The sequence below is a fragment of the Paenibacillus sp. GCM10027626 genome (assembly GCF_042676285.1).
GTDB lineage: Bacteria > Bacillota > Bacilli > Paenibacillales > Paenibacillaceae > Paenibacillus_Z.
This window is the reverse complement of sequence record NZ_JBHTHC010000001.1, coordinates 216,151-238,722: the sequence shown is the minus strand read 5'-3', so window position 1 is coordinate 238,722 and position 22,572 is coordinate 216,151. Positions and strand designations below refer to the sequence as shown.

The 22,572-nt window shown below is 48.5% G+C and carries 23 protein-coding genes; 2 read left to right on the top strand and 21 right to left on the bottom strand.

Translation table 11 applies throughout. The features are described from left to right. Positions 1 to 78: 78 nt before the first annotated feature. Complete coding sequence (locus ACFQ0N_RS01050) at positions 79 to 477, bottom strand: DoxX family protein (protein ID WP_379322488.1); 399 nt, start codon at positions 475 to 477, stop codon at positions 79 to 81. 318 nt (positions 478 to 795) lie between these two features. On the opposite strand from ACFQ0N_RS01050, the gene ACFQ0N_RS01045 reads away from it, so the two are divergent. Then, complete coding sequence (locus tag ACFQ0N_RS01045; protein WP_379322487.1) at positions 796 to 1,842, top strand: DUF7309 domain-containing protein; 1,047 nt, start codon at positions 796 to 798, stop codon at positions 1,840 to 1,842. Between the two features lie 329 nt (positions 1,843 to 2,171). Here the strand turns inward: ACFQ0N_RS01045 and ACFQ0N_RS01040 are convergent, their stop codons facing one another. Genes ACFQ0N_RS01040 through ACFQ0N_RS01005 form a run of 8 tightly spaced genes read right to left on the bottom strand, consistent with a single transcriptional unit; the run spans position 2,172 to position 9,348 of the window. Continuing rightward, positions 2,172 to 3,011: an ABC transporter permease gene (locus ACFQ0N_RS01040; protein WP_379322486.1), complete on the bottom strand. Its 840-nt coding sequence runs from the start codon at positions 3,009 to 3,011 to the stop codon at positions 2,172 to 2,174. After that, positions 3,008 to 4,144: an extracellular solute-binding protein gene (locus tag ACFQ0N_RS01035; protein WP_379322975.1), complete on the bottom strand. Its 1,137-nt coding sequence runs from the start codon at positions 4,142 to 4,144 to the stop codon at positions 3,008 to 3,010. Before ACFQ0N_RS01035 ends, ACFQ0N_RS01040 begins: the two co-directional genes overlap by 4 nt. 46 nt (positions 4,145 to 4,190) lie before the next feature. Then, the gene (locus tag ACFQ0N_RS01030) at positions 4,191 to 5,222 is read right to left on the bottom strand and encodes an ABC transporter ATP-binding protein (protein WP_379322485.1); all 1,032 of its coding nucleotides are present in this window, start codon (positions 5,220 to 5,222) and stop codon (positions 4,191 to 4,193) included. Between the two features lie 34 nt (positions 5,223 to 5,256). After that, a complete protein-coding gene (locus ACFQ0N_RS01025) occupies positions 5,257 to 6,081 on the bottom strand; it encodes an ABC transporter permease (RefSeq protein WP_379322484.1) in 825 nt (274 codons plus the stop codon). Positions 6,082 to 6,099: 18 nt separating this feature from the next. Then, on the bottom strand, positions 6,100 to 7,131 hold the full coding sequence (locus tag ACFQ0N_RS01020; RefSeq protein ID WP_379322483.1) for a LacI family DNA-binding transcriptional regulator: 1,032 nt from the start codon (positions 7,129 to 7,131) through the stop codon (positions 6,100 to 6,102). Continuing rightward, positions 7,132 to 7,866: a glycerophosphodiester phosphodiesterase gene (locus ACFQ0N_RS01015; protein WP_379322482.1), complete on the bottom strand. Its 735-nt coding sequence runs from the start codon at positions 7,864 to 7,866 to the stop codon at positions 7,132 to 7,134. Then, the gene (locus ACFQ0N_RS01010; protein WP_379322481.1) at positions 7,859 to 8,887 is read right to left on the bottom strand and encodes a CehA/McbA family metallohydrolase; all 1,029 of its coding nucleotides are present in this window, start codon (positions 8,885 to 8,887) and stop codon (positions 7,859 to 7,861) included. The genes ACFQ0N_RS01015 and ACFQ0N_RS01010 overlap by 8 nt, the downstream gene beginning before the upstream one ends. Then, on the bottom strand, positions 8,884 to 9,348 hold the full coding sequence (locus tag ACFQ0N_RS01005) for a hypothetical protein (protein WP_379322480.1): 465 nt from the start codon (positions 9,346 to 9,348) through the stop codon (positions 8,884 to 8,886). Before ACFQ0N_RS01005 ends, ACFQ0N_RS01010 begins: the two co-directional genes overlap by 4 nt. Before the next feature lie 203 nt (positions 9,349 to 9,551). Between ACFQ0N_RS01005 and ACFQ0N_RS01000 the strand changes: the two genes are divergently transcribed. Beyond that, complete coding sequence (locus tag ACFQ0N_RS01000) at positions 9,552 to 9,701, top strand: hypothetical protein (RefSeq protein ID WP_379322479.1); 150 nt, start codon at positions 9,552 to 9,554, stop codon at positions 9,699 to 9,701. Here the strand turns inward: ACFQ0N_RS01000 and ACFQ0N_RS00995 are convergent. From ACFQ0N_RS00995 to ACFQ0N_RS00940, 12 genes are all read right to left on the bottom strand, one after another. Next, positions 9,698 to 9,985 carry a hypothetical protein gene (locus ACFQ0N_RS00995; protein ID WP_379322478.1) on the bottom strand — a complete coding sequence of 96 codons (288 nt, stop codon included), beginning with the start codon at positions 9,983 to 9,985 and terminating at the stop codon, positions 9,698 to 9,700. The genes ACFQ0N_RS01000 and ACFQ0N_RS00995 overlap by 4 nt on opposite strands. Positions 9,986 to 10,342: 357 nt before the next feature. After that, positions 10,343 to 11,137, bottom strand: a complete 795-nt coding sequence (locus ACFQ0N_RS00990) for a phosphotransferase family protein (protein WP_379322477.1) — start codon at positions 11,135 to 11,137, stop codon at positions 10,343 to 10,345. A 4-nt stretch (positions 11,138 to 11,141) separates the two neighbouring features. Beyond that, on the bottom strand, positions 11,142 to 11,564 hold the full coding sequence (locus ACFQ0N_RS00985; protein ID WP_379322974.1) for a VOC family protein: 423 nt from the start codon (positions 11,562 to 11,564) through the stop codon (positions 11,142 to 11,144). Positions 11,565 to 11,653: 89 nt separating this feature from the next. Continuing rightward, positions 11,654 to 12,463 (bottom strand): DUF6597 domain-containing transcriptional factor, encoded by an 810-nt coding sequence (locus ACFQ0N_RS00980; RefSeq protein ID WP_379322476.1) that lies wholly within the window; start codon positions 12,461 to 12,463, stop codon positions 11,654 to 11,656. Next, the gene (locus tag ACFQ0N_RS00975; RefSeq protein ID WP_379322475.1) at positions 12,460 to 13,908 is read right to left on the bottom strand and encodes a serine hydrolase domain-containing protein; all 1,449 of its coding nucleotides are present in this window, start codon (positions 13,906 to 13,908) and stop codon (positions 12,460 to 12,462) included. Before ACFQ0N_RS00975 ends, ACFQ0N_RS00980 begins: the two co-directional genes overlap by 4 nt. Positions 13,909 to 14,047: 139 nt before the next feature. After that, complete coding sequence (locus ACFQ0N_RS00970) at positions 14,048 to 15,178, bottom strand: hypothetical protein (RefSeq protein ID WP_379322474.1); 1,131 nt, start codon at positions 15,176 to 15,178, stop codon at positions 14,048 to 14,050. Positions 15,179 to 15,196: 18 nt separating this feature from the next. Then, positions 15,197 to 16,381, bottom strand: coding sequence for a M24 family metallopeptidase (locus tag ACFQ0N_RS00965; RefSeq protein ID WP_379322473.1), 1,185 nt, complete (start codon positions 16,379 to 16,381; stop codon positions 15,197 to 15,199). Between the two features lie 19 nt (positions 16,382 to 16,400). Beyond that, positions 16,401 to 17,132, bottom strand: coding sequence for a PIG-L deacetylase family protein (locus tag ACFQ0N_RS00960; RefSeq protein ID WP_379322472.1), 732 nt, complete (start codon positions 17,130 to 17,132; stop codon positions 16,401 to 16,403). A gap of 26 nt (positions 17,133 to 17,158) precedes the next feature. Continuing rightward, complete coding sequence (locus tag ACFQ0N_RS00955) at positions 17,159 to 18,043, bottom strand: carbohydrate ABC transporter permease (protein ID WP_379322471.1); 885 nt, start codon at positions 18,041 to 18,043, stop codon at positions 17,159 to 17,161. Positions 18,044 to 18,060: 17 nt separating this feature from the next. Further along, a complete protein-coding gene (locus ACFQ0N_RS00950; protein ID WP_379322470.1) occupies positions 18,061 to 18,987 on the bottom strand; it encodes an ABC transporter permease in 927 nt (308 codons plus the stop codon). 91 nt (positions 18,988 to 19,078) lie between these two features. Next, positions 19,079 to 20,782, bottom strand: a complete 1,704-nt coding sequence (locus tag ACFQ0N_RS00945; RefSeq protein WP_379322469.1) for an extracellular solute-binding protein — start codon at positions 20,780 to 20,782, stop codon at positions 19,079 to 19,081. Between the two features lie 124 nt (positions 20,783 to 20,906). After that, positions 20,907 to 22,556, bottom strand: coding sequence for a response regulator transcription factor (locus tag ACFQ0N_RS00940; protein WP_379322468.1), 1,650 nt, complete (start codon positions 22,554 to 22,556; stop codon positions 20,907 to 20,909). Between the last annotated feature and the right edge of the window lie 16 nt (positions 22,557 to 22,572).

Sequence of the window (22,572 nt, the reverse complement as noted above, 5' to 3'; positions counted from 1 at the left end):
CCTACAAAGCATTCAAAGCCATGGATTTTCTGCTAAGGATAGCTTTTCCTTACACTTACCTCATGATTCATATTTCTGTTAGTTGATCAGAGAATCGAGGGAATAAGCGCCTGCTCCAATCATAGCGACACCTATGACTACGACAAGCAGCACAAGCGGATATTCGAAACCGTTAGCTGTCGACCAAAGCCCATTGCGAATGTGAACCTTCACAATAGCTCCGAGCATTGCCAGGGTCAGCAAAAGTGCAGCCAGTGGAGTCAACAGTCCTAGGGCGAACAGAATCCCGCCGATAAACTCCATTAATCCGGCCAGAACAGCCATTAATACTCCCGGCTTAATGCCAATGGATTCCATCCAGCCCCCGGTTCCTTTAGGTCCATAACCGCCAAACCAGCCAAATAGTTTCTGCGCGCCATGACCGATAAATAAAAGCCCAACCACCAAACGTATAATTAACAAACCTGCAGCCATCATAATAATAAACACTCCTTCATTAATTCAAATTATAAATTCTTAATTTTAAGATAAAATACAAAAATTTTTGGACTCCAATTTTTATTCTACTACTTTTATTTTTGAAACCCAGATCGTAACTGATCATTAATTCTGCCAGACATTAGCTCATTCCTCCTCTTAAATCTTTAATTTAAATATCTTGAATTAAAGATAATATAAAAATTCTTCTTTGTCAACTGCGAAAATAAGTAAACGGATGCGGCCAATTGTATTTTGCATTATCGACAAATTTCCTCCATACTAGACATGAATAAAAGATTTTGGAGGTCACGATTGATGGGACAAACGGATGCGGCAAGGGAAGAATGGTGCCGGCTCTTTGAAACCGCAGTCAAGTTTAAGAAGCTTGCATGTTGGAGTTGGATGTCAAATGACGATTATTTCGTCGTAACTGATCCGGAGACCGGCGAGATCGGCTATTGCGTCGTATTAGGGGGCGGCGGAATCGACTACGGCTTGAACGTGTATCTCGGGGCGAATGCAGGACTTTTCTTGCAGGCAATAAACGATAGCTTTGACGGGGTATTTGCTGATGATAACGATGAGCTATTGTTCAGCACGAAAGCGATCTCTTTGAACTTTGAGGATCGGGGAGCGCTGGATAAGAAAGATTTGAGCCTCATCCGTGAGCTCGGCTACAAATTTCGCGGCTCCGGGGAATGGCCGCTATTCCGCAGTTATGAACCAGGTCTTTCCCCGTGGGGCTTGAATGGGCAGCAGGTAAGATTTCTCACGGTGGCACTGGAGCAGGCTATCCATGTCGGTGAACGCTTTCGCGAGAATCCCGATATGTACTTCGAGCATGACGAGGCGGATGATGGAGTCGGCGAGAAACGTCTGCATCGCGTTCCGAAAGTCAATGAAAACGGCATCGTTTGGCGGGATGAATGGCTTCCCTGGCACATGAGCGGGAGTTTACCTGAGCCCTATACATATACAGATGAAATCCGCCTCCAAAAATTGAAAAACTTAAAGAAATCGAAAGAAGTTTGGGAAACCGACTTCCAATATGCCCCCGTCCTGTTTGGCGAGAGAGGGGAACGTGCGTTATACCCTCGCCTTTGCCTATGGGTGGAGCAAGAAACGGGCATGATTATGACTGCTGAATTAATGGATAGCGCAGACTGCCGGAAGCAATACGTGGAACAGCTTCTTGACTTGCTGGGGCAAGCCGAATACAGGCCTGCGCGAATCTTGACCGGCTCGAACAAAGCATTCCTCGCATTGAAGAATAGTGCGAAGAAGCTCGGCATCCCTCTCCTCTTTAACCCCCACCTTGATGCCTTGCTGGAAGCGAAAGAGGCGATCATCGAAAGTCTGTAAGGCTTTGCAATAGCGAAACGAGGACAGGAAGCTCCGAATTAAATCATGAGATCGTAGCCCGCGGCTGGTTTTTTACGAACGAAATGTACTAACGGGAAATCGTCTGGGACGAGCATCACGGTTCGGTAGAGGAGATCGCGAAGAGAATCATTTCGTTTTATGTGGCGAGGCTTTTTTGTGTAAGGAAAGAAGACGTACAACAAAAGCGGCACTCAGCTCGAGCTGAGTGCCGCTTTTTCTATCCATAAATAGATGTGCTCAGCTCAAATTCCTTGACCTTGTTGCGCAGATGAATCTCGCGGGCAAGCCGGGCTTCCAGCGATTTCCCCCTATGTGCGGGCCGATTCTTCCTTCGCCATCGAGCGGATATAGAAATAGCCCGGCACCGAACAAAGGAGAAACGTAAAAAACGCAATGGCGGAGGCTTGCTCGCGCTCGCCGAACACGCCGAAAACTTGCTGCATCGCCACGCCGAGCATTTGCGGAGCATTCTCGCCTATGAGGAACGGCGCAGTGAATGATCCGATGACGCCCATGAAAACAAACGTAAACGCGACCAAAAACGTTTTGTAAGACAAAGGCAAAATGAACCGGAAAAAGATGCTTAACCGGCCTGCCCCGACGTCCTTGGCGCTTTCGATGACCGAGTTCGGAATGCCGGCGATCGCGGAGCTGAGCAGCATCGTCGCGAACGGAATGTTGAACCACAGGTTCGCAATAATGAGCCCTTTCGGATCAAATATAATCCTTGGCAGCTCCAGGCCGAGCGGAAGCAGCAGACGCGCCAGCCAGCCATGGTTGCCGAGCAAATTCATGAGACCGTAAGTCGCGATGACGCCCGGAATAAACATCGGAATCATGTAGGTCTTGCGGATCCATTCGACGATCCTGCCCGAGCTGAAGCGCAGGTACAGCGCCATCGCATAACTGATTGCCAATACGAGCGCGCAGGAGACGATTGTGATTTTGAGCGTATACACGATGTTTGCGCGCATCCCAATGTCCGTGAACAGCGCTTGGTAGCGGCTGAAATCGTAACCGCCCGATTCGCTCTGCAAGCTTGCGATAAAGGACTGCGCAATAGGCAACACGACGATGACAAGCAGGAGCAGGAAGGCGGGGCCGACAAGCGTCAGCCCCAAAATCGCTTGTTTGGTGTTTTTGTTCATTGGGCAGCGACTTCGCTTTGCCAGCGTTTGTTAATTTCGTTACCCAAATCGCCAAGGTTGAACGCACGGAAGCCATCCGCTACCCCGCTGAACTTATTCTGAACGTCTTGGGACATGTGCGAAAGCTCGATGCCCGGAAATCCGTTCATTTTATTTACGATAACCTCTTGCGCTTCCGGGGAAAGAACGAAGTTGAGGAATTGATAGACCGCTTCCTTCTTCTCGGACAGCTTGTTCACCATCAAATAAGTCGGCCCGCCGTTAAAGCCCGGCGTAATTTGCTGCAGCTTCACACTTTCTGGCAGCAGCTTCTCGTTCAATTGCTGAAGCGCCATATCGGACCAAGCCGGAATCATATCAACCTCGCCGTTTTGGAGCAAATCGAGCGTGCCTTGATTTTTTTTCGGATAGATGCCTTTGCCGTACACGTAGTTCCCCAGATCCTTAAGCACCGTAAAGCCTTTATCCCATTCGGACATGATCGACGGGTCGCTGTTATGAATCGCTTCTTCCGGCAAGCCGTTATAAAGCACCGTCGTGACGAACGAGCTGCCCGCTCCCCCTGTGGACGGATCGTTATAGGCGAATTTGCCGGGATTGCTGCGGATCCACTCCAGCAGTTCGTCCAGCGTCTTCGGCGGGTTAGCCACCTTCTCACTGTTGTAGGCAAGCACGACCGCAGAGGAACGGTAAGGAATAGCCATTTGGTTCACATCCTGCATCGTCTTCCCTTCGACATTCGCCAAGTTTTTGATCGCGTCGGTCGAAAGCGTCTCCCATACGTCGTCTTTGCCGCCCTGGGTTACGACGTTAATCCCATCCTCGTACAAATCGATGCTGCCGGAGCCTTTCCCGGCTTTCTTCGCCGCGAGAATACGATCGTACGTCGGCTGCGCGCCCGTGCCGGACGGAAGGTAAACCGCCTGCACGTCGATTTCCGGATTATCCTTCTTGAACATCGGGATCAGCGTATCCCACAAATCTTTGACGTTCTGCGAGCCGGAGAAATAGAAGCTGAATGTGACCGGGTCCGCGGCGACGGCTGCCGGCGAATCAGCTTTTTTGTTTTCGCTTTGTGTCCCGCAGCCAGTCAACGCCACTAAAGAAACGGTTACTGCGCAAGCAATTTTCATCAGTTTTTTCAAGGTTTCTCTTCCTCCCGAATGATCTCTTTTTTTGTCAAGCGCATGGATAAGCTAACGTTTTGGAATAGTCGACTTGCACTTGCTGTCCGACGGCCAATTCACGGACCGCTTCCTTCGGTTGGAAGCTTCTGACCGTGAAGCCGTCCTCCAGCTCGATCGAAATCTCCGCATAATGCCCAAGCACCATCATCTGTTTGATGACTCCTTGCAGCCCTTTCCCGCTCTTCTGCTCAAAATGGATCAACACGTCCTCGGGTCTTGCGGCGACCATCACCTTGCCGGCCAATCCTTTTGGGTTCGGGAAATCGCTTCGTCCCGCCCGAATGACGTTTTGCTCGGCCACCCCCTCCATGAAGTTCATTTTGCCGATAAATTCGGCCACATACAGCGTCTCCGGCTCATCGTAAATATGCCTCGGGTTTCCGACCTGCTCGATATGACCGTGGTTCATGACGACGATTCGGTCGGACAGCGCAAGCGCCTCTTCCTGGTCATGGGTGACGAATACCATCGTTAGCCCTGTCTGCGACTGAATTTCCCGCAATTCCTGCCGCATCTCCTGCCTCAGCTTCGCGTCGAGCGCGGAGAACGGCTCGTCGAGCAGCAGCACCGCCGGCTTAAGCAGGAGCGACCGCGCAAGCGCGACGCGCTGCTGCTGCCCTCCCGAAAGCTGGCTCGGAAGCTTCTTCTCAGCGCCGGGCAGCCTTACTAAGCGAAGTGCGGCAGCTACAGCCTCGCGTATTTCCGCTTTTTGCATCTTGCGTATATGAAGGCCGAATGCCAAATTGTCAAATACGGACATGTGCGGCCATAAATTGTAGCTTTGAAACACCATGGAAGTCGGCCGTTTCTCCGGGGGAAGCTTTACAACGCTCTGTCCCTCGATCAAAATATCCCCGGAGTCCGGTTCCAGAAATCCGCCGATGCTTCGCAGCACCGTCGTCTTGCCGCAGCCTGAAGGGCCGAGCAGCGTAACAAGCTCGCCTTTGGCGACATCCAGGTTGATCCCAGTCACGCCTTCGCCCGTTTTATATCGTTTGGAAAGATTTTGTATGGAAAGTTGCATGCTACTGTTTACCTCCGATTCCGGATTGTTCGGTTTACTTGACTTGGAATCCGCTCGCGAGCACATCCGCGCTCACTAGTCGCTGCGCCGCAAGAAGCAGAATAAGGGTCGGCGCCGTCAAAATGATCGAGAATACGGCACCCGCGCTGGCGGGAAAATCCGAAACAATCGAATACATGACGATCGGCATCGTCTTGTAATCCGGTATGCCCACAAGGAACGTGCCTTGCGCCTCGTCCAGCGAGTTGAGAAACGTGAAGACGGAGGCGACGAGAATGCCCGGCATCGCCATCGGAAGCGTAATGCTGCGGAAGACGCGGAACGGAGAAGCGCCTACGTCTCTCGCGGATTCTTCCTGCGCGGCGTGCACGTTGCGGAAAGCCGCCGTCGGGATCCAGGTCATAAACATCAGAACGTTAATCATATGAATCAGCACGACGCCCAATAACGTGTTCATCAGGCCGAGCCGATAGAAAAGAACGGCGATGGCTACGTACAACCCCATCTTGGGAAAGGCGTGCGTCAATAGAAACGAAAACAGGAACACTTTTTTGAACGGAAACCGGATACGGGCAAATGCATAAGCCGCGGGTATGCAAAGCACGATCGACAAGGCGGTTACCAAAGCAGCGATTAAGAAAGACAAGCCGATGGACGCAGCGATATCCTCCTTGCTCAAGACGAAGCTCCACCACTTCAGCGACCATTGCTGCGGCAAAGCATCGGGATAGGACCACCCGCCGCTAAACGCCAGAACGGCGAGATTCAGCAGAGGTCCGGCGAAAAAAACGGCAAATACGGTCAATAAAATAAACTCGACAATTCTGCGAATGCCGACCGCACGGAAGTACCACAACACGATTCGTTTCTCCTTTCGTCATGAACGGCGAGCCGTTATATATTCTCGTTTCGTAGATTGCCTCACGATCAGCTCGCTCGGGTATCTGTTAAGCTTAGGCACGTTCTGCTCCTTGCGGATCAGCCTGTCAAGCAAATCGACCGCGTCCCTGCCCATACTCGCCGTGTCGATTTGAACCGTCGTCAGCCCGGGCGCGTACATCGCTGCGTAATCGATATTGTCGAAACCCATGACGGAGGCTTGTCCCGGAACGGCAATCGAATGCTCCAGCAGCGCCTTCATCGCCCCGAGAGCCAGCATGTCATTCGTGGCCACTAAAGCACCGCTTCTTCCTCCAGAGAACCAAGCCAAATGCTCCTTCATCAGCGCGTATCCTTGCTCGAAAGTCGATTCCCGGGACGAGACGATATCCAGCGTCTCTGCTCCCCCAAGCTGCTGCAAGCCGCGTTTGAACCCTTCCAAGCGAAGGTTATGGCTGCGATGCTCCTGAGGCCCCGCGATTATGAGAAAATGCCGGTGGCCAAGCCCGCACAGATGTGAAGCCGCCTTAGCCCCTCCCTCCTCGTCGTCGCTGACGAGATGAACGACCTCCGGATCGTCCGTAGATCCATTGACCATCAGGTACGGCACGTTAAACTTCTTCACGTAATCGATGACGTTTTTGCGCAGGCGGCTGATCAGAATGAGACCGTCCACCCGCTGCTCGAGCAAATAATCGGTCGAACGAAGCGACATTTCTCGGTCCGTCTTCAGAAAAATCGAGTAGCCTTTCGCTTCGGCTTGCATTAGGACAGCGTCGATGAGCTTGCTGTACAGCGGGTGGGAGACGATCGGCAACGTCTCGCGAAAGACGATGACGCCGATATTATGGGTCCGCTGCGACACCATCGCCCGCGCCACGGCGCTAGGCTTGTATTGCAGTTGCTCCACGATCTTCATAACGCGCTCCCGAACTTCGGGACTTGCATACCCGTTCCCGGATATGACGCGCGACGCGGTCGATCTGGACACGCCTGCCAGAGCCGCGATCTCTTTGATGTTATATCCCATTTACGGACGGATCTCCCTATTCCAATTTGACTTCACCGCCTGAACAATATCGACGGCCCGCGTCGTAATCGAACTTACGCCCAGTTCTGCGCAGCGCCTCATCTCCTCCGCTTCATCGACGGTCCAGACGTACAAGAGCAATCCGGCGGCTTCGGCGATTTCCTTCATTCTGCCGCTTAGAACAGGGTACGGCACGTTCAGACCGAAGCACCCGGCATCGAGCGCTTCTTTGCACGCCCGGCTCACCGCTTCCTCGTATGCCATCGTTCGAAAATGTTGCACATTCACGTTGAGGAGCTTCCGCAGTTCGGGCACCACGCTCTTCGCCTTAAGCGCACGCTCATACAAGCAGCCGGTCATAAAAACGCGATCAGCCATATCGGTCCGTCTAATAAGACGGGAGACCGGCTCAAGCGCCTCGTCCGTTTTCATATCCAGATTAATCATCGCAGCAGAGCCTTTGACAAGCATCAGCAGCTCCTCAAGAGCGGCAACTGGCGTTTCGGTATGCTCTTGCAGCTCCCGATAGGTCATGCCGGAGAGGCTTGCCGTCTCTCCCTTCGCCGTTCGGATTTCGTCGTCATGGCTAAGGACGAGTATTCCGTCTTTGGTCGCACGTATATCGTCTTCGATAATATCGACGCCGAGCGCTAACGCGACGCGTCCGGACGCCATTGAATTATCTGGCGTTCCCATGCATCCCGTATGCGCGGTAATCAGCGGAAATTCATTCATACCCTGCCTCCCGGTCAAAATAAATGGCGTTCGTAAAAGCGATCAACGCATGTACACCGCGTACGTTTCCCCAAAGCTCGGCTCTGATCCAAACAGGGCGCTTCTCGCTTGATCCAAGCCCGATTTCGTAATGGTTGTCCTCCGCTCCGATGCTCATTTCGGCGAGGCCTCCTTCGCTGCCGTTGACAACGAGCCGGTACGACTGGGCCGGAAGCTGCCACATCCCTTCCCGGACGGAAAACGAGACGCGAACACGAGAGGTATAGCACTCCTTTTTGTCGGGATGGCCTGCGGGAACCGCGGCGCCAAGCCCATAAGCTGCTTCTCCCGCTTCGCTGCATACCTCCATCGTGACGAGTGGGCCGATCGTGACGGCGACCCGGCCTTCTTTCAGGGCGTTCACCGCCGATTCCTGTATGGAAGCAGATTCTTCTTCCCTCAGCCCAAGATAGGTAACGGACAAGGGGTCCTCCGTTTCCTCATGGCGATGCCAATCACGCCCGGAAGTGGCCGCGATGCGTACTCCTTCGTTCAGAAGTTTCGTCCATAATGCAAAAGCCCGTTGGTTATCCTGCTTCACCGGCGCAAAGGTCGTCGACCACACCTCGATATAATCGAAATCGTTCCAGTCGCGAATATTGAATTCCCAGAAACAGCCCGTACAGACGGGCGTACCGATCCGGAACGGATGAGCTAAACCGGCGACCCCTCCTTGTTCATGCACCCCCGCTACACTGGCATGAATCGTGTTCGGCTCCGCTTTCCGCCAATCGACGAATGTTTCCAAGCCGACGGTTACCATATGCCCGTAAAATGTCGTCCACTCCATCCCCGGAAGTACGGCAATGCCCGTTTCCTTTTCGACTTCCTCTTTCCCTTGCAAGCCCGACATCGTGTTATGGTCGGTCAATGCGATACAGTCGAAGCCGAGCCGTTTTGCTCCCAAAGCAAGCTCGAGCAGCGTTTGTTTACCGTCGCTATGGACCGTATGGGTGTGAAGCTCGCAAGCCAGCCATTTCATTCGGAATCCTCCTCGTCCGCCCAAACCCGGAGCCGGTACGTGCAGCTTTCCGTCACGACGGAATGGACGCTGATCGTGACGGCCCACTCCCCCGTGCCGATCGGCCCCTTCATCAAGCCGGGAGAAGCTTCCTCTGCGGCAAGGAATAGCCGCTGGACCGAATCGTGCCGGTGGCATGCGCCTCGATAGCCGTCTGGTGCGTCCACGGATACGGTCAATAAATTCGAAAGCGTCGTATCGCGCTCCAAATGACGTCGTGCCGCAGCTCTTCGCTCGGGTTCAAAGTAGCGATCGATGCATGCCGCCATGAACTCCTTAGCGCGCTCCCCGTCCGCAAGCAGCTTCGGGGAATACGAAAATTCAATGTGAAGCTTGGATTTCGGCCGCAAGAGCTCGAACTTGCTGCTCGTATGTTTACTTGTATCGAGAGGCGATAAGGTTTGCATCTTATCGATCAGCATCGTCGATCATATCCTTTCCTCTTGAGTGTGGGAACGATCTCAGATGGGATCGTTCTCACATCTCCAATGTACATCCGAAATGTTCGACTTTTGTTATCCGGGTTAAAATATTTTGTAAATGGTCGCTGCTGAAATCGAAATAAAAAGCTTGAGACATCAGTAACAAACAATGCTTTTTTAGTCATGGTCGAAGCCAAGCGGACATGCTGCAACAAGTCACCTGCGCCCAGCAAACCGGGTTGGCCCGCTTCGAGTTAAATCATGAGCTCGCAGCCGCGGCTAGTTTTTCGGTGAAAAAAGAAAGCGAAAAAAAAGCGGCAGCTCGAGCGAGTGCCGCTTTTTCTAACAGTTAAAACTTTATTCGTCCCGCAATGTATGCCTTCACCTCGGCGATCGGCATGCGCTTCTGCAGTCGGATACGGTCCATTTGATACCGAGCGACAGAGACCACGCCAATATTCGACCACTTGGGATCTTCACCCGGCTTGCAGAAAATTTCCAGCTCCAACTGTTCAAAATTCGCCGTGCCGTGGCTATCGCGGCTACCTGTGAGAAAAACGCCTGACGGCGTCCTTAGTACTATCGCCGGCAGCGCTGGCCAGTGGTTTGAGCCCCGAAAAAGCGGCAAGCCGCCCAAGCGATTTCCTCTACCGGAAGTCACAGACGTTATTTCGCTAATTACCCTTATTTTTGGACGGAAATGAGCGATCTTAATTCGACGTTTTCTTGCGAAAGCGGGCTTCTCATCATCAAATAGCGGCGCACAGTTCCGTTACAATTTCAGATCGGTCAAATTTGCGAAAATAGCGGCCGTGACTTCCGTTAGCCTCGTTCGTTCTTCATGGACAGAATCGGACCCGAGAGGACCGTGGATCCGTTATCTGTGAACAAACGTGCAAAAACGTCTCGCTTGCAGATCGTCTGTCCACTTGGCTTAAGAAAACACTTCACCCTAGGCCGCACCAGCAGAAATTTTATAAATTCTGAGATGTCGTTAGAAAAAGGCATAAAGCCCTTCTTCAAAATATCTATACTCTTCAATGGTAATTATCTTTTCCCCATAACCATCAAAAAAAGCGTTATGGTCTTCAATTGCCTGGAATATATTGGGTTTCAATCTGATAGCTAAGGATACATCATAACGCGGGTCTCCATAAGCTCCACCGCTCCAATCAATAATGCCCGATATTTTCCTCTCACGAACCAAAACATTGTCTATCGTAAAATCACCATGAATGAGAACTTGCTCAAGATCATCCGGCCTGTTATTTTTTAATTTCTCAAGTAATGCAAAATTGCCATCAACCTTATAGTGTTCCAAATTATATTCAGCCTGTTTGATCATTTGATCAAGCCATTTACCGCCATACTTAAGTTCAATTGGACAAGACGTTGCATGGAGTTCTCTTAAATTTCTTCCAAAATCAGAAATTATTTCGGACCTTACCGCGGAGTCATTTTCACGAGTGAGAACGTTTCGTAAGGTTTCCCCTTGCAAGAACTCCATTAGCAGCCAACATTCAATACTTTCATTTTCTTCTATCTGAACAAATTGATAGGCCTTAGGGACGGGAAGATGGGTTTGAGACAAACAATCTAAAATGTATGACTCTCTTTTCAACCACTCTGAAAATTGCTTCCCCCTCGTTCTCTTTAAGACAACGAGCCCTTTTTCACAATCAATGATTCCGACATCAGAGGTATGGCCCTGCCGCGGGAAAGTAATATTGTTTATAATCCCTAGCTTTTTCATTACCTCGCGCGGAATTTCCTGATAAGATATTGGCATCGTCCTAATCCTCAATCTCCCACTCTGGATTCCAAACTACTTCCCATAAATGCCCGTCCGGATCTAAGAAGTGGCCCGAGTAGCCTCCCCAAAAAGCATCATGCGCGGGGTCCGTTATTACGGCTCCTGCCTTTTGGGCTTGTTCCATAATTTTATCCACCTCTTCTTTACTGCCTACATTGTGACCAATCGTTATTTCCGTCGAACTCGGCGATGTCAGAGGAACCTTTGCTTCATGGGCCAGATCCCGGCGATTCCAGATCGCCAGTTTTACCCCTGCTTGCAAATCGAAAAAAGCAACCGCCCCATGTTCGAACTCTTTGCCAACTATCCCTTGTGTCGGCAAGCCCAGTCCATCACGGTAAAAGCTCAACGATCTTTCCAAATCGTCTACACCTAATGTAAGTACTGAAATGCGCGGTTTCATCATTAAATCATCTCCATAAATTTTTTATTTTCCCTTATCACAGATGATCCCATCTTTAAGTTAATTAGTATAGTAAAAAACGGACTTATTCAGTCCGTTTTCGGCAGCTGCGTCGGCAATAAGCCGTAGAAGCGTTTGAAGCTCTTAATAAAATGCGATTGATCATAATAGCCGTATTTCATCGCAATCGCGGCGAAACTGTAAGTTGCGCTATTGTGCAGCTCTTGCAGCATGCTTTGAAATTTGACAATGGATGCGATTTCCTTTGGACTTACACCCAGCTCGCGCTCGAAGGTTCTTCTGATGTGCCTTTCACTGAAACTCAGCTTGTCCGCCAGCGCCGACACTGAAAGAGTCCCATTACTGGCATACAGGTACTGCATGCCGGCATGCAGCAGCTGATTAGCGGGTTCGTCGTTTTTGGAGAGCAAACGAAGGAATGTACGGTCTGCAACGCCGATCATATCGCGATCGGTTGACGCCAACAGAATCTCTTCAATCATCTCCAGCGCTTCGGCTCCCCAAACTTCCTCCAGAAAGAGACGATGACCGATAAAAGCGGTAACTGGACACTTTAGCAGCGTCTGCGCCTTTTCCGCATAAAAACGGATGCCAAATAGAGATTGCGGCTCCGAAAGGCTTATTTCGTCATAACGGGTCATTAAGCCTTCGATAAACGCGGCCCTCCAGGGAGACGGGGAGTATCGGTCGATAATAATGTCTACGCAGCCGTCCGGTATGACCCGGTTCACTGCGGATACACGCGACTCTATTGTCCAATAACAGGCAATATATGCAGCCAGCTTCTCGCAAGGCGGGTATTCCCGATAGCTGAATCCTGTATGAAGCATATTACGCTCAAGTCTAGGCGGTTGCAGTGGTCGGTATCGCAGCATCATACTTGCACATCCTTTAAGTTCCCGGTTACGCTATATTCCGATATGTTGAGCGCCACATTGATGTTGAATTGCAAATCAATTGTCTGCTCATGAAATATTATTGTATAAGTGACCACGTATGGAGTTTCGATGTAGAAAAGAGTAAGTTGCAACGTCATTTCATCTTGCCATGAAGCAAAAGTAACCACCTCTTGAAGATGCAAGGATAAATCTTTGTGGAACACATCCTTAGCATGCACCGCTTTCGTAAAATTAAAGGGCAAAATGTTGTCGCGATCATCGCCATAAAAAGCTTGAAGTTCCAAATGTTCTGCCTTCAAATGAAAAGATAGTTTTTTAAGTCCGCGAGGATTTTCATTCATGACATAACTACAAGTATTTTCGATTGGCAGGTTTTCGGGTACAGGGTTAAGCGCAGGAACAGCATTAGGAAAATTAGATAATAGATTACGCAGTTCGAAATGGTCTTCAGGAGAGTAAAAAACATTGCTGTCTAATTGGTCGAAAATATGCTCATAAATTAAATCTAAAAGTGTCTGCAATGACTTCATATTTTTGAAGCTTGAGGTTGCCGCAATGACGATCTTTTCTTTTGGGACTACAAAACATAATTGACCAAAAGCGCCATCTCCCCGATAACAGCCGCGGCGGCACAAATGAAATTGGTACCCGTAACCTTGTGCTGAATCTATTCTCTCCGCTCCTGCCCGATTATCACTTTGTTCTGTTGTTGCCAACCGAATGTATTGCTCGGAAACAATTCTCTTCCCTTCATAGACTCCTTTGTTCAAGAGCATAAGACCAAATTTGGCTATTCCTTCGGTTGATATGCTCAATCCCATTCCGCCTGCAGTAATGCCTAGGGGGCAAGTTTCCCATGATGGCCTTGGTATCCCTAAAGGTTCAAATAATCTAGGCATTAAAAAATCAACCATGTTTTGACCTGTCACTTGTTCAATAATTGCAGACAACATATAGGTAGCATGGGTGCTGTAACGATAGTAACTTCCCGGTTCATGTTCAACATCTAATGATAAAAAAGTCTTCACCCAATCCTGTTCCTTCGCCACGGCAGCATAAATATTATCATGATGTCCTGCGTTCATCGATAACAGATGATGTACAGTCATTTTAGCTAAGTTTGGAGAAATATTTCCCGGCAATTTTTCAGGAAAAAATGATATGACCTTATCATCTAAATCTAGGAATCCATTATCCCATGCAATTCCTGCAGCAATGGAAGTAAAGCTTTTGCTCAGCGAATATAATAGCTGCGGATGATCTTTACGATACGGCGGGCGCCAAAATTGGGCTGTAACTTTGCCATCTTGCAGCAAAATAAAGCTGTTTACTTCCAATTTTAACTGCTCGATTCGTGTGAAAAACTCTACTAATGCCTTCGAAGAGAGTCTGTGATTTTCAGGAATATCCATTTGTAACTCCAAAGTCTAGACCTCCTGCTGGATCATCTGAAGTTAACTAATTCTATAATTCACCTCCGTTTACCTCCTTCCCGTTTGCTTTTACTCCATTCGCCATCCAGCAAAAAAAATAGCTCCCATAGAAACAGGAGCTAATCTTTTATCATTTTCCTTTGCCATACAATTCTCGATATAATTCCCTCACCTTGAGAACATGCTCGTCAGTTACGCCCTCCCATTTGAGACCGATATCCGGAACCGGATTACCCATCCCCAAATATCCGTCCAGTTCCAAATCAACGCTGAACTTGTAAAAATCGCGAATCGCTTCATTCTTTACTTCCAGATCCAATCCCTCTTTGCCAATCGTAACATCGCCAATATGACAGATCGGGTAACCTTCGCGTTTCCACTTTATCATGAGTTCTTTAGATATCGCTTTTTTCTCTTCGGTTTCGGGCGATTCGCTTTCACAAACCCAATAGTTCCAGGGGACAAGCCACCAGTTTTTCTCTGGCAAAATATCTGGATAGATAAATGTCTCATACCCATAAGAATGAATAACGACGCCGACGACTCCCTTATATCCGATTTCGTCCAATACTTCGCGAACCGATTTCAGATTGGTTTCGTAATAGTAACGCAGCATCTCACGCGCCTCGTCAGACCATATAAAGCTTGGTTCAAGACCGATTCTTCTACAATGCTCGGCCGCTTCTGGGCTGTAGTGATATTGATCCGGCACCTGTTTCCCTTGCTCATTCGCCCAAGCCGGGTAAAGTGCCTCCACTGCTGCAGATTTCGCCCCTTCAAACTCCAGAAACAAATAATCGATGCCGGGGAATTCGGTTAACAACTCTTTGATAATTTCCTTCATTCTTGTTTGATACTCAGGCGCTGTGAAGTCAGCAATGCGATTCGGTCCGTCGGTTAGCGCGCAGTTTCTCAGATCCCACTCATCAATGGACAATTCACTTTCCCAAGTATTCTCCTCATAGGTCAAAAATTGGAGCATGGCACCTACTGAAATCCCATTGCTATGAAGATGAGAGATCATCTTTCTTCCCCATTCATTGTTCGTTTTCACATTTGATGACTCAGGGTGATTGTAAAGATATGGGAGATTGGATTTTATCCCGTTCGTATACCATTTCGTATAAAAGGTAAAATGATTAAATTCAATATCTTCTCGCAACTCATCGATCATCCTGATCACAGTTTCTTCATCCTGTTTCCAAAACTTGCTTACATGATCCTGACTGGGTACCCAATGATCCATAAAACCTCTCAACATCGCTCGCACCTCTTCCAATTATCGTTGTGTTTTCTTCCACTTCGCCGTCAGTTCTCTAACGAGCCTGGACATCGGCTCATTGCCTTCCTTCGTCAAGATAAAGCCTTCTTCGATCCGATTCGATCCGTTCGGGTGTCCGAACAAACTGATGTCCGTATTTACAGTCATTCCTTCCTCAAACAGACCTGTCGTACTCTCATTCGGATAGGGCATCTCAGCCTCAGCTACGCCGCAGCCATGCAATGGCGGATACAAATCATAGGCATCTATACCTTGCTCGCGAAAATAACTTTTGACCGCACCGACCATATCGCCCTGGCGAACGCCCGGCCGAATCATAGGCAGCGCCCGATCGTTTGCTTCAATTAAATAGTTGATAAATTCCCGCTGCTCCGGACTGCTCTCTCCGACAACGAATGGAAAATTAATCGTGGCCACATAGCCTTCAAATTGCACGGCCAAAGCTGCCATCAGCATATCGCCGTTTTCTACCTTTTTGCGCGTCGGCCTCCCGATAATCGTATTTACTCTTGCCCCGCTGGATACCAGGCAAAAAGGAACATTCTCCGCCCCTTCGCGCATACATACATAGTAAGCCGCCGCCGCAATTTCCAGTTCGGTAGCGCCAACGTTCGCCGCTTCCATGAGCGCTCTGTAGCCTTCATCCGCAATACGAGCGGCCTCCTTCAAACAATGAATTTCGTATGCGGATTTTTTTAACCGCAGCGCAAACAGCAGCTCATTGGCATCGACGATTTCCACATCTGCCGCATTGGCGGCGATCGATTCGTACACCTGCTTCGCCATCGCGTCCATGCCTGCAATACCAAGGCGTATCAGCCCATACTTTTCTTTCAGCTCGTGAATCACTTTCTTGAAATCCGTATATTGTGCATGCGGATATTCAATCTCATCAGGAACCGTTACACAATTGAAGTCCGGAATCAAACGAATATCGGACCAGATTGACATTTCATGGCACACGAGTTCCCCTTCGGGCGCAGCCAGCACGATCGGGTCTCCGGCCATAGCCACGATTACTGCACCGCGCTCGAAGATCGGCCAATAATTGCTTATATAACGTAAATTTTCTTTGCGATATTCATCCCCGTAGATCAAGCAAGCATCAATTCCCCGCTCCTTCATCAAAGTTCTCAGCTTATCTACTCGCTCCGCAAACTCTAGCTCCAATTTATTGTTCATTTGATCGTTTCCTCCATCATCATGATCCCGAAGCATCGCGGCCCCGAAAACCCAGATTTAAATGATTGACATCCGAAATCAATCCTGGGACTGTCGTATTAAGCAGCAGCGCTTCTCCGTATTTCACGCCAACCTGAGCGCCCCTCGTTAGCGCGCGTCCTTCAATTTGCTGCAACGCATCCGACACGACAGCATCGCACTGCGAAGCATAAGCACGCATAGCTGCAACCTTGTCCTCATAAGTATCCGTTATATCAACAACGAAAGAGTTTTGCGGCATGAGCTGAATGACTTCGAAATGATAGAGCCCAGAAGCTTTCCAAGGCTGCCCAAGCTCCAACGAGCAAGACCATCCCGCCTGCCAAAACGCCTCTTCCGTAATGGAAGCCACCGCTTTGTGCGTACGGTATTCATTCCAATAGTGGGTGAATACGACGTCAGGGCGATACGTGCGAATTGCTTTAATGCACATCTTATAAGTGACATCGTCTTCCGGTATCGCAAAATCTCCATAATCATAAGCTTCATAATGCGATATGCCGAGAATTTTCCCGACCTCTTCGCGCTCTTTGCGGCGTATATCGACGATCCGGTTTTTGTCTTCCAGCCGGGTGTAGCCTTCATTGCCGTTTGCAAACATGAGAACCGAAACTTCAGTGCCTTGGTTCGTTAATTTTTTGATCGTTCCGCCAATTCCGAGCACCTCGTCATCAGGATGACAGCATATCACTAAAGCGCGTTGTATTTTCATCTCACAATTCTCCTAATCAAATTCATTTATCCTTTGACACTGCCCAGAACAATGCCTTTCATAAAATACTTTTGTAAAAAAGGATAGACCAACAGGATCGGCAGGGAGCCGACAAATATTTGCGCAGCTTTGCTTGTACGCTCATTCACTTCAGCCAGCGCACCCAAGTCGCTTCCTATGGTAAGCATCAATTCCCGATTGATTACAACCGTATACAAATAGCTTTGCAGCGGATAGCGCTCCGGAGCGTTCATCAGAATCAGACCGTCAAACCAAGTATTCCAATGGCTAACTGTCGCGAACAAGGCAATTGTCGCCAGTCCCGGCAATGATAGCGGCACGAATATTTTCCACAAAATCGTCCATTCCCCGGCACCGTCAATATTGGCTGCTTCATGCAGTTCCTTCGGCAATCCGCGAAAAAAGTTCAGCAGCAATACAACATTAAATACAGGAACTGCTCCCGGCAAGATAAGCGCCCAAATCGAGTTTAGCAGCCCATACGCGTGGATCGTCATATACCAGGGAATCAGTCCGCCGTTGAACAAAATAGTGAAAATGAAGAACCAGGCATAGACGCTTCGAAAGCGAAAAGCGCTTGTTTCCTTCGCTAACGGATAGGCGGACAAGACTGTCAGCAGCATGTTGACGCTCACGCCCAGAATGACGCGCTCCAAAGTAATTCCGATCGACCGCAAAAACTCCGGCTTGCTCAGCACGAATTTATATGAACTGATCGTGAAGTCGACTGGCCACAGTTTGACGAATCCGCCTGCCGCCGCACTGCTGGAGCTTAAAGATACTGCTAAAATGTGAACAATCGGCAACAAGCACAGCAGCGATATCCCGCTTAGAAAAATATAATTAAAAACGACAAAGAGCTTCCGACTCGGCGAGTAAGCTGTATGCATGATTACGATTCACCTCCTCAGAAGATGCGGTAATTCGCTAGACGATAGGCGAGAAAATAAGATAAGGAAATTAACACAAGCGAGACAAGCGATTTGAAAATGCCGACTGCCGTCGCCAAGCCGTATTGCGCTTCGATCAAACCGAGGCGGTAGACGAATGTATCGATAATGTCCCCGCTTTCATATACTTGCGGACTGTATAAATTAAATACCTGCTCAAAGCCCGCATTAAGCGTATTTCCAAGACTGAGCGTGGCAAGCAAAATAATAATTGGCAGCATGCCCGGTAATGTCACATGTATCGTTTGTTTGAAACGATTTGCGCCGTCGACGATCGCGGCTTCGTAAAGTGCAGGGTTGATCGCTGTCAAAGCTGCCAAATAAACGATCGTATTAAATCCAAATTCTTTCCATAAATCCGAAAAAACAAGCACATAAGGAAACCAACGGTTGTCTCCAAGAAAATAGATGGGCGAGATGCCAAACCAGCCGAGAAATTGATTGACAATTCCTTTCATAGACAAAATATCGATTAATATGCCGCCCAAAATGATCCACGATAAAAAATGCGGCAAATAGATAAGGGTCTGTATACCGCGCTTAAAAAACGCTTTGCGAACTTCATTGAGCAATAAAGCAACTAGAATAGGCACAATTAATCCCGCTACAATTTTCATCGATGCAATAAAGATCGTATTCCACAAAATCTGCATCGTATTCGGCAAGTTAAGCAGATAATGGAAATTGTCAAGTCCAATCCACTTGGAGCTGAAGATGCCTTTAGCAGGAATAAACTTTTGAAACCCGATAACGATTCCAAACATAGGTACATAACTAAACAAAACGAGTACAAGCACCGCGGGAAGCAGCATCAGATGAAGTGAGGTTTCTCGTTTCCACCGGGACTGCCGATTCACTCCAGCCTGATTACTCATGTTGGCCATTCGGATCATCCCCTCCTAATTAACGGCACAAACTGACAATATGCGGGGAAGGAGGGAATAATCGTCTTCACTTCCCCCGTGATTCACCAGTTTACTTATTATCGTTGTACCACTCATTTACTTCCTTTGTAATTTGGGTGCCGCCCAGTTTCATCCAGTTTTCCACGAAAGTATCAAACTCCTCAATCGGAGCTCCCATAATGATCCTTGTAATCGCTTCCTGTTCAAGCGTCTTTAACGACTCACTCTTCTCAATCCATGTTTTTGTCGAAGTGCCCGCAAATTCATTTCGGATCAACCGATTATCGGCAATATAATTGCTAATCACTTCGTAAGAGGAGCCTTTGTCGCCAAATACTCTGTCGTACCCCCAATTTGACGCTTCTTTTCCTGTTTCACGGTAGGTCTTGATCCGCTCATAAATATCTTTATCTTCTGCATTCAGGGAGGAAACGTCAGCTTCACCTTTCAGCACTTTCGCAATATTAATGTGTTGATCCATGTTTTTTCGGTAAGGCCATAATGTAAACGGCGCATATTTGAATGTCTCGATACCATTATTTACGAAGTAAATGCCTGGCTCTGACTTTTCACCCCAGCCCTTCTCCACGTATAAATTAACCATCTTGATTCCCGCTTCAGGATTCGGCGTGTCTTTTCTGACGACCAAATAATTGTTTACAGCAAAACCTAATTGTTTCGTCAGAGCCGGTTTATCGTCGATCGAAACGATCGGATACGGATTCCAATCTGCATTCGGATCATTAGCCTTACTCTCGTTAAGCGGCCAGAGTGAGTTGGACATTGTACCGTATATCAGGCCCGCCTTCCCGGAAGCCATCCATTCCGATGCTTTCACCGCATCTTTGACTCCGAATTCTTTGTCGATATAGCCTGCCTTATACATCTCCTGCAATTTAAGCAGCGCCGCTTTCATCTCCGGTTGAATATTGCCATAAACCAGCTGACCGGAGTCGTCTTTAATCCAAATGCTAGGGTAGGCATGATACCCATTGAAAAATCCTTCCAAATCGGCAACCCCAGCTGTCAAATCCTTGTGAATCACTAGACCGACCGTATCGTTCTGATTATTTCCATCAGGATCTTGCGTTGCAAACGCTTCAGCTATTCGAAGGACATCATCCATCGTTTGCGGAACAGGCAAATTCAGTTTTTCCAGCCAGTCCGTGCGAATCCATAGCATCTGGGCGTTATCGATCGTTGATGTCGCTGCCGGAATCCCCATAAGCTTGCCATCGATCATGGCAGACTCGAGCGCCCGGGGACCGTCTTGCGTCATGATCTTCTTCGTTAACGGCGAAGCATATTTATCGTAAGCTTCGGTCAAATCCATAATCAAGCCGGCTTCAGCCAGCTGCTCCATCTGGGTTGCTGTCACAGTCATAAACTGCGGAATGTCTCCCGATGAGATGGCCAAATTCGTTTTTTGTGCGCCTTGATCGCTGTTTACGACCCAGTCATATTTCAACTTGATGCCAAGTTCGTTTTCATATGCTCTTGTCCATACATTGTTGCTAATATCGTCGCCTTCAGCATATTTATAAGCAGTGCTCACGACGCGTACACTCGTAATTTCGATCGGAGGATCGTACTTGCCGAGCGGATCTTCATTTTCGCTGCCGGAATTCTCAGCAGGCGGCTTCCCTGAGTTTTCCGAGTTTTTGGAGCCTGTAGACGGTGCTGCTTGCTTCCCATCCTCCTTATTGTCCGCGCATGCTGACAGAATCAGGATCAGGATGAGAATGATAGCCAGACTAAACCTGTTCTTCTTCATAGTGTCATCTCCTTGCCTTGGCTGTTGTAAGCTTACAATCAAATTATAGTCAGCCCGCAATCAAGCCGCCATCGCACAATTTATACAATATGCGACTTATTTAAACGCAAATTCGGCTGACAGGTTACAATGGCCGTTTTTCCCGGTATTCCTGCGGTGTCATTCCTTCATTGCGTTTAAACAAACGAGCAAAATAAGTCGGGGATTCAAATCCGACACTGCGGGCGATATCGTGAATTTTGGCATTCGTTTCAATCAACGCTTGTTTGGCTTTCTTGAGCCTAACTTCGTTAATATAATCAACCAATCCGGTCCCGGTCGATTGCTTATAAAGCCGGGATAAATAAACAGGATTCAAATAAACGATTTCGGATAAGCGATTCAATGACAGCTCTTTATCGATATTCTCTTCGATATATTGTTGCAAAATATGAACCACTTGATGAGTGTGTTGACACTGTTCAATTTCTTTCTCGCGAATTAACGCCGCCGCAATCCGAATAAATTCATCCAGTACGTGCGTATAGGGGCGATTGACTTCGAATTGCTCAAACATGGTCATCTTCAGCGTAATCGTGTTCGTCTCCCAACGATTCATAAAGGAGATCAGATTGGAAGCGATCGAAAAATAGATTTCCGTAAATAAAGAAGGATCATACGACGCGTCAAGGCATTCCTTGAGGCGGGAAATCATATCTGCGAACTGCTCATGCTGGGCAGCGCTCGAAAACTCAATATCCGCGATTTTCTGCAGCAAATTTCTGGCGACGCGATGATGATGATTCGTATTTGTCTTCTCCGCACCGTGCAAAGACATTTCCGCCGTCAAAATCATTTCATTGCCGGGAATCCGCATCAGCAGCTTGCGCAAACTTTCGAAATGAAGATGCAATTCATGCCAGATAACAGGCTGATGCCCGATTGAAAAAGAAACGCTCAGCTTGAGTAAGCGGCCAATGACCGGCTGCACTGCTTCCAGTATGCCTTTAACAAAAGTGATGACCCGCTCCCAGCGGCGTTCTGCCGCATCTTCATCGCTCTCCTGTCCGTCGTCAGCCGGTTGCACGAACACGGCGAAATAAGATTTATCCACAGCGGCGAATTGGAAGTTATGGTGATTGAAAAATTCAGCCAAAATATTTTCAACGGCATGCGTCATTAACGCCCGGTCAGACTTACTTTCGTAATGCCCCCAATCGTCGATACGGCCTATTACCGGAAGCACATTCGCCGAAACGTCCATGCTGACCTGCATGTCTTGAAAGGCCGCGGCCGATATCATATGACGCGGAACCGTACCATCATGAATGCTTGTCAAATAATCTTTGCGCAGCAAAGGGAGAGCCAGATGCATCTGCTTTTTTGCCCGTTCGATCAAATCTTTATATCCCTGATCTTCCTCCAAGCTTACTAGCGCTTTACGAACGCCGGCGATAATTTTATCGTCCTCTTCCGTCTTCAGAATAAAATCCGCGCTGCCATTACGAATGGCTGTCTGGGCATAATGGAAGTCATTATGGCTCGTCAAAAAAATAAATTTGCTATGCGGCCAAAGCCGGCCGGTTTCCTTCTGCAATTGAAATCCATCGATTTTCGGCATCCCAATATCGCTTATTACGATATCTATTCGCATTCCCTCCATCAGCTTCAAGGCTTCCTTGCCCGAATAAGCCCGGTAAACCTCCAAATTGGACATATACTGCTCTTGAAATAGTTCGAACATACCGTCAACAATAACCGGTTCGTCGTCTACAATCAGTAATCTGTACATCATCTTCTGTTCCTCTCCT

Bases quoted from the DNA above. Each gene is read 5' to 3' on its own strand.
- ACFQ0N_RS01050 (WP_379322488.1), bottom strand. From the start codon at position 477: ATGATGGCTGCAGGTTTGTTAATTATACGTTTGGTGGTTGGGCTTTTA.
- ACFQ0N_RS01045 (WP_379322487.1), top strand. From the start codon at position 796: ATGGGACAAACGGATGCGGCAAGGGAAGAATGGTGCCGGCTCTTTGAA.
- ACFQ0N_RS01040 (WP_379322486.1), bottom strand. From the start codon at position 3,011: ATGAACAAAAACACCAAACAAGCGATTTTGGGGCTGACGCTTGTCGGC.
- ACFQ0N_RS01035 (WP_379322975.1), bottom strand. From the start codon at position 4,144: ATGAAAATTGCTTGCGCAGTAACCGTTTCTTTAGTGGCGTTGACTGGC.
- ACFQ0N_RS01030 (WP_379322485.1), bottom strand. From the start codon at position 5,222: ATGCAACTTTCCATACAAAATCTTTCCAAACGATATAAAACGGGCGAA.
- ACFQ0N_RS01020 (WP_379322483.1), bottom strand. From the start codon at position 7,131: ATGGGATATAACATCAAAGAGATCGCGGCTCTGGCAGGCGTGTCCAGA.
- ACFQ0N_RS01015 (WP_379322482.1), bottom strand. From the start codon at position 7,866: ATGAATGAATTTCCGCTGATTACCGCGCATACGGGATGCATGGGAACG.
- ACFQ0N_RS01010 (WP_379322481.1), bottom strand. From the start codon at position 8,887: ATGAAATGGCTGGCTTGCGAGCTTCACACCCATACGGTCCATAGCGAC.
- ACFQ0N_RS01005 (WP_379322480.1), bottom strand. From the start codon at position 9,348: ATGCTGATCGATAAGATGCAAACCTTATCGCCTCTCGATACAAGTAAA.
- ACFQ0N_RS01000 (WP_379322479.1), top strand. From the start codon at position 9,552: ATGCTGCAACAAGTCACCTGCGCCCAGCAAACCGGGTTGGCCCGCTTC.
- ACFQ0N_RS00990 (WP_379322477.1), bottom strand. From the start codon at position 11,137: ATGCCAATATCTTATCAGGAAATTCCGCGCGAGGTAATGAAAAAGCTA.
- ACFQ0N_RS00985 (WP_379322974.1), bottom strand. From the start codon at position 11,564: ATGAAACCGCGCATTTCAGTACTTACATTAGGTGTAGACGATTTGGAA.
- ACFQ0N_RS00980 (WP_379322476.1), bottom strand. From the start codon at position 12,463: ATGATGCTGCGATACCGACCACTGCAACCGCCTAGACTTGAGCGTAAT.
- ACFQ0N_RS00970 (WP_379322474.1), bottom strand. From the start codon at position 15,178: ATGTTGAGAGGTTTTATGGATCATTGGGTACCCAGTCAGGATCATGTA.
- ACFQ0N_RS00965 (WP_379322473.1), bottom strand. From the start codon at position 16,381: ATGAACAATAAATTGGAGCTAGAGTTTGCGGAGCGAGTAGATAAGCTG.
- ACFQ0N_RS00960 (WP_379322472.1), bottom strand. From the start codon at position 17,132: ATGAAAATACAACGCGCTTTAGTGATATGCTGTCATCCTGATGACGAG.
- ACFQ0N_RS00955 (WP_379322471.1), bottom strand. From the start codon at position 18,043: ATGCATACAGCTTACTCGCCGAGTCGGAAGCTCTTTGTCGTTTTTAAT.
- ACFQ0N_RS00950 (WP_379322470.1), bottom strand. From the start codon at position 18,987: ATGGCCAACATGAGTAATCAGGCTGGAGTGAATCGGCAGTCCCGGTGG.
- ACFQ0N_RS00945 (WP_379322469.1), bottom strand. From the start codon at position 20,782: ATGAAGAAGAACAGGTTTAGTCTGGCTATCATTCTCATCCTGATCCTG.
- ACFQ0N_RS00940 (WP_379322468.1), bottom strand. From the start codon at position 22,556: ATGATGTACAGATTACTGATTGTAGACGACGAACCGGTTATTGTTGAC.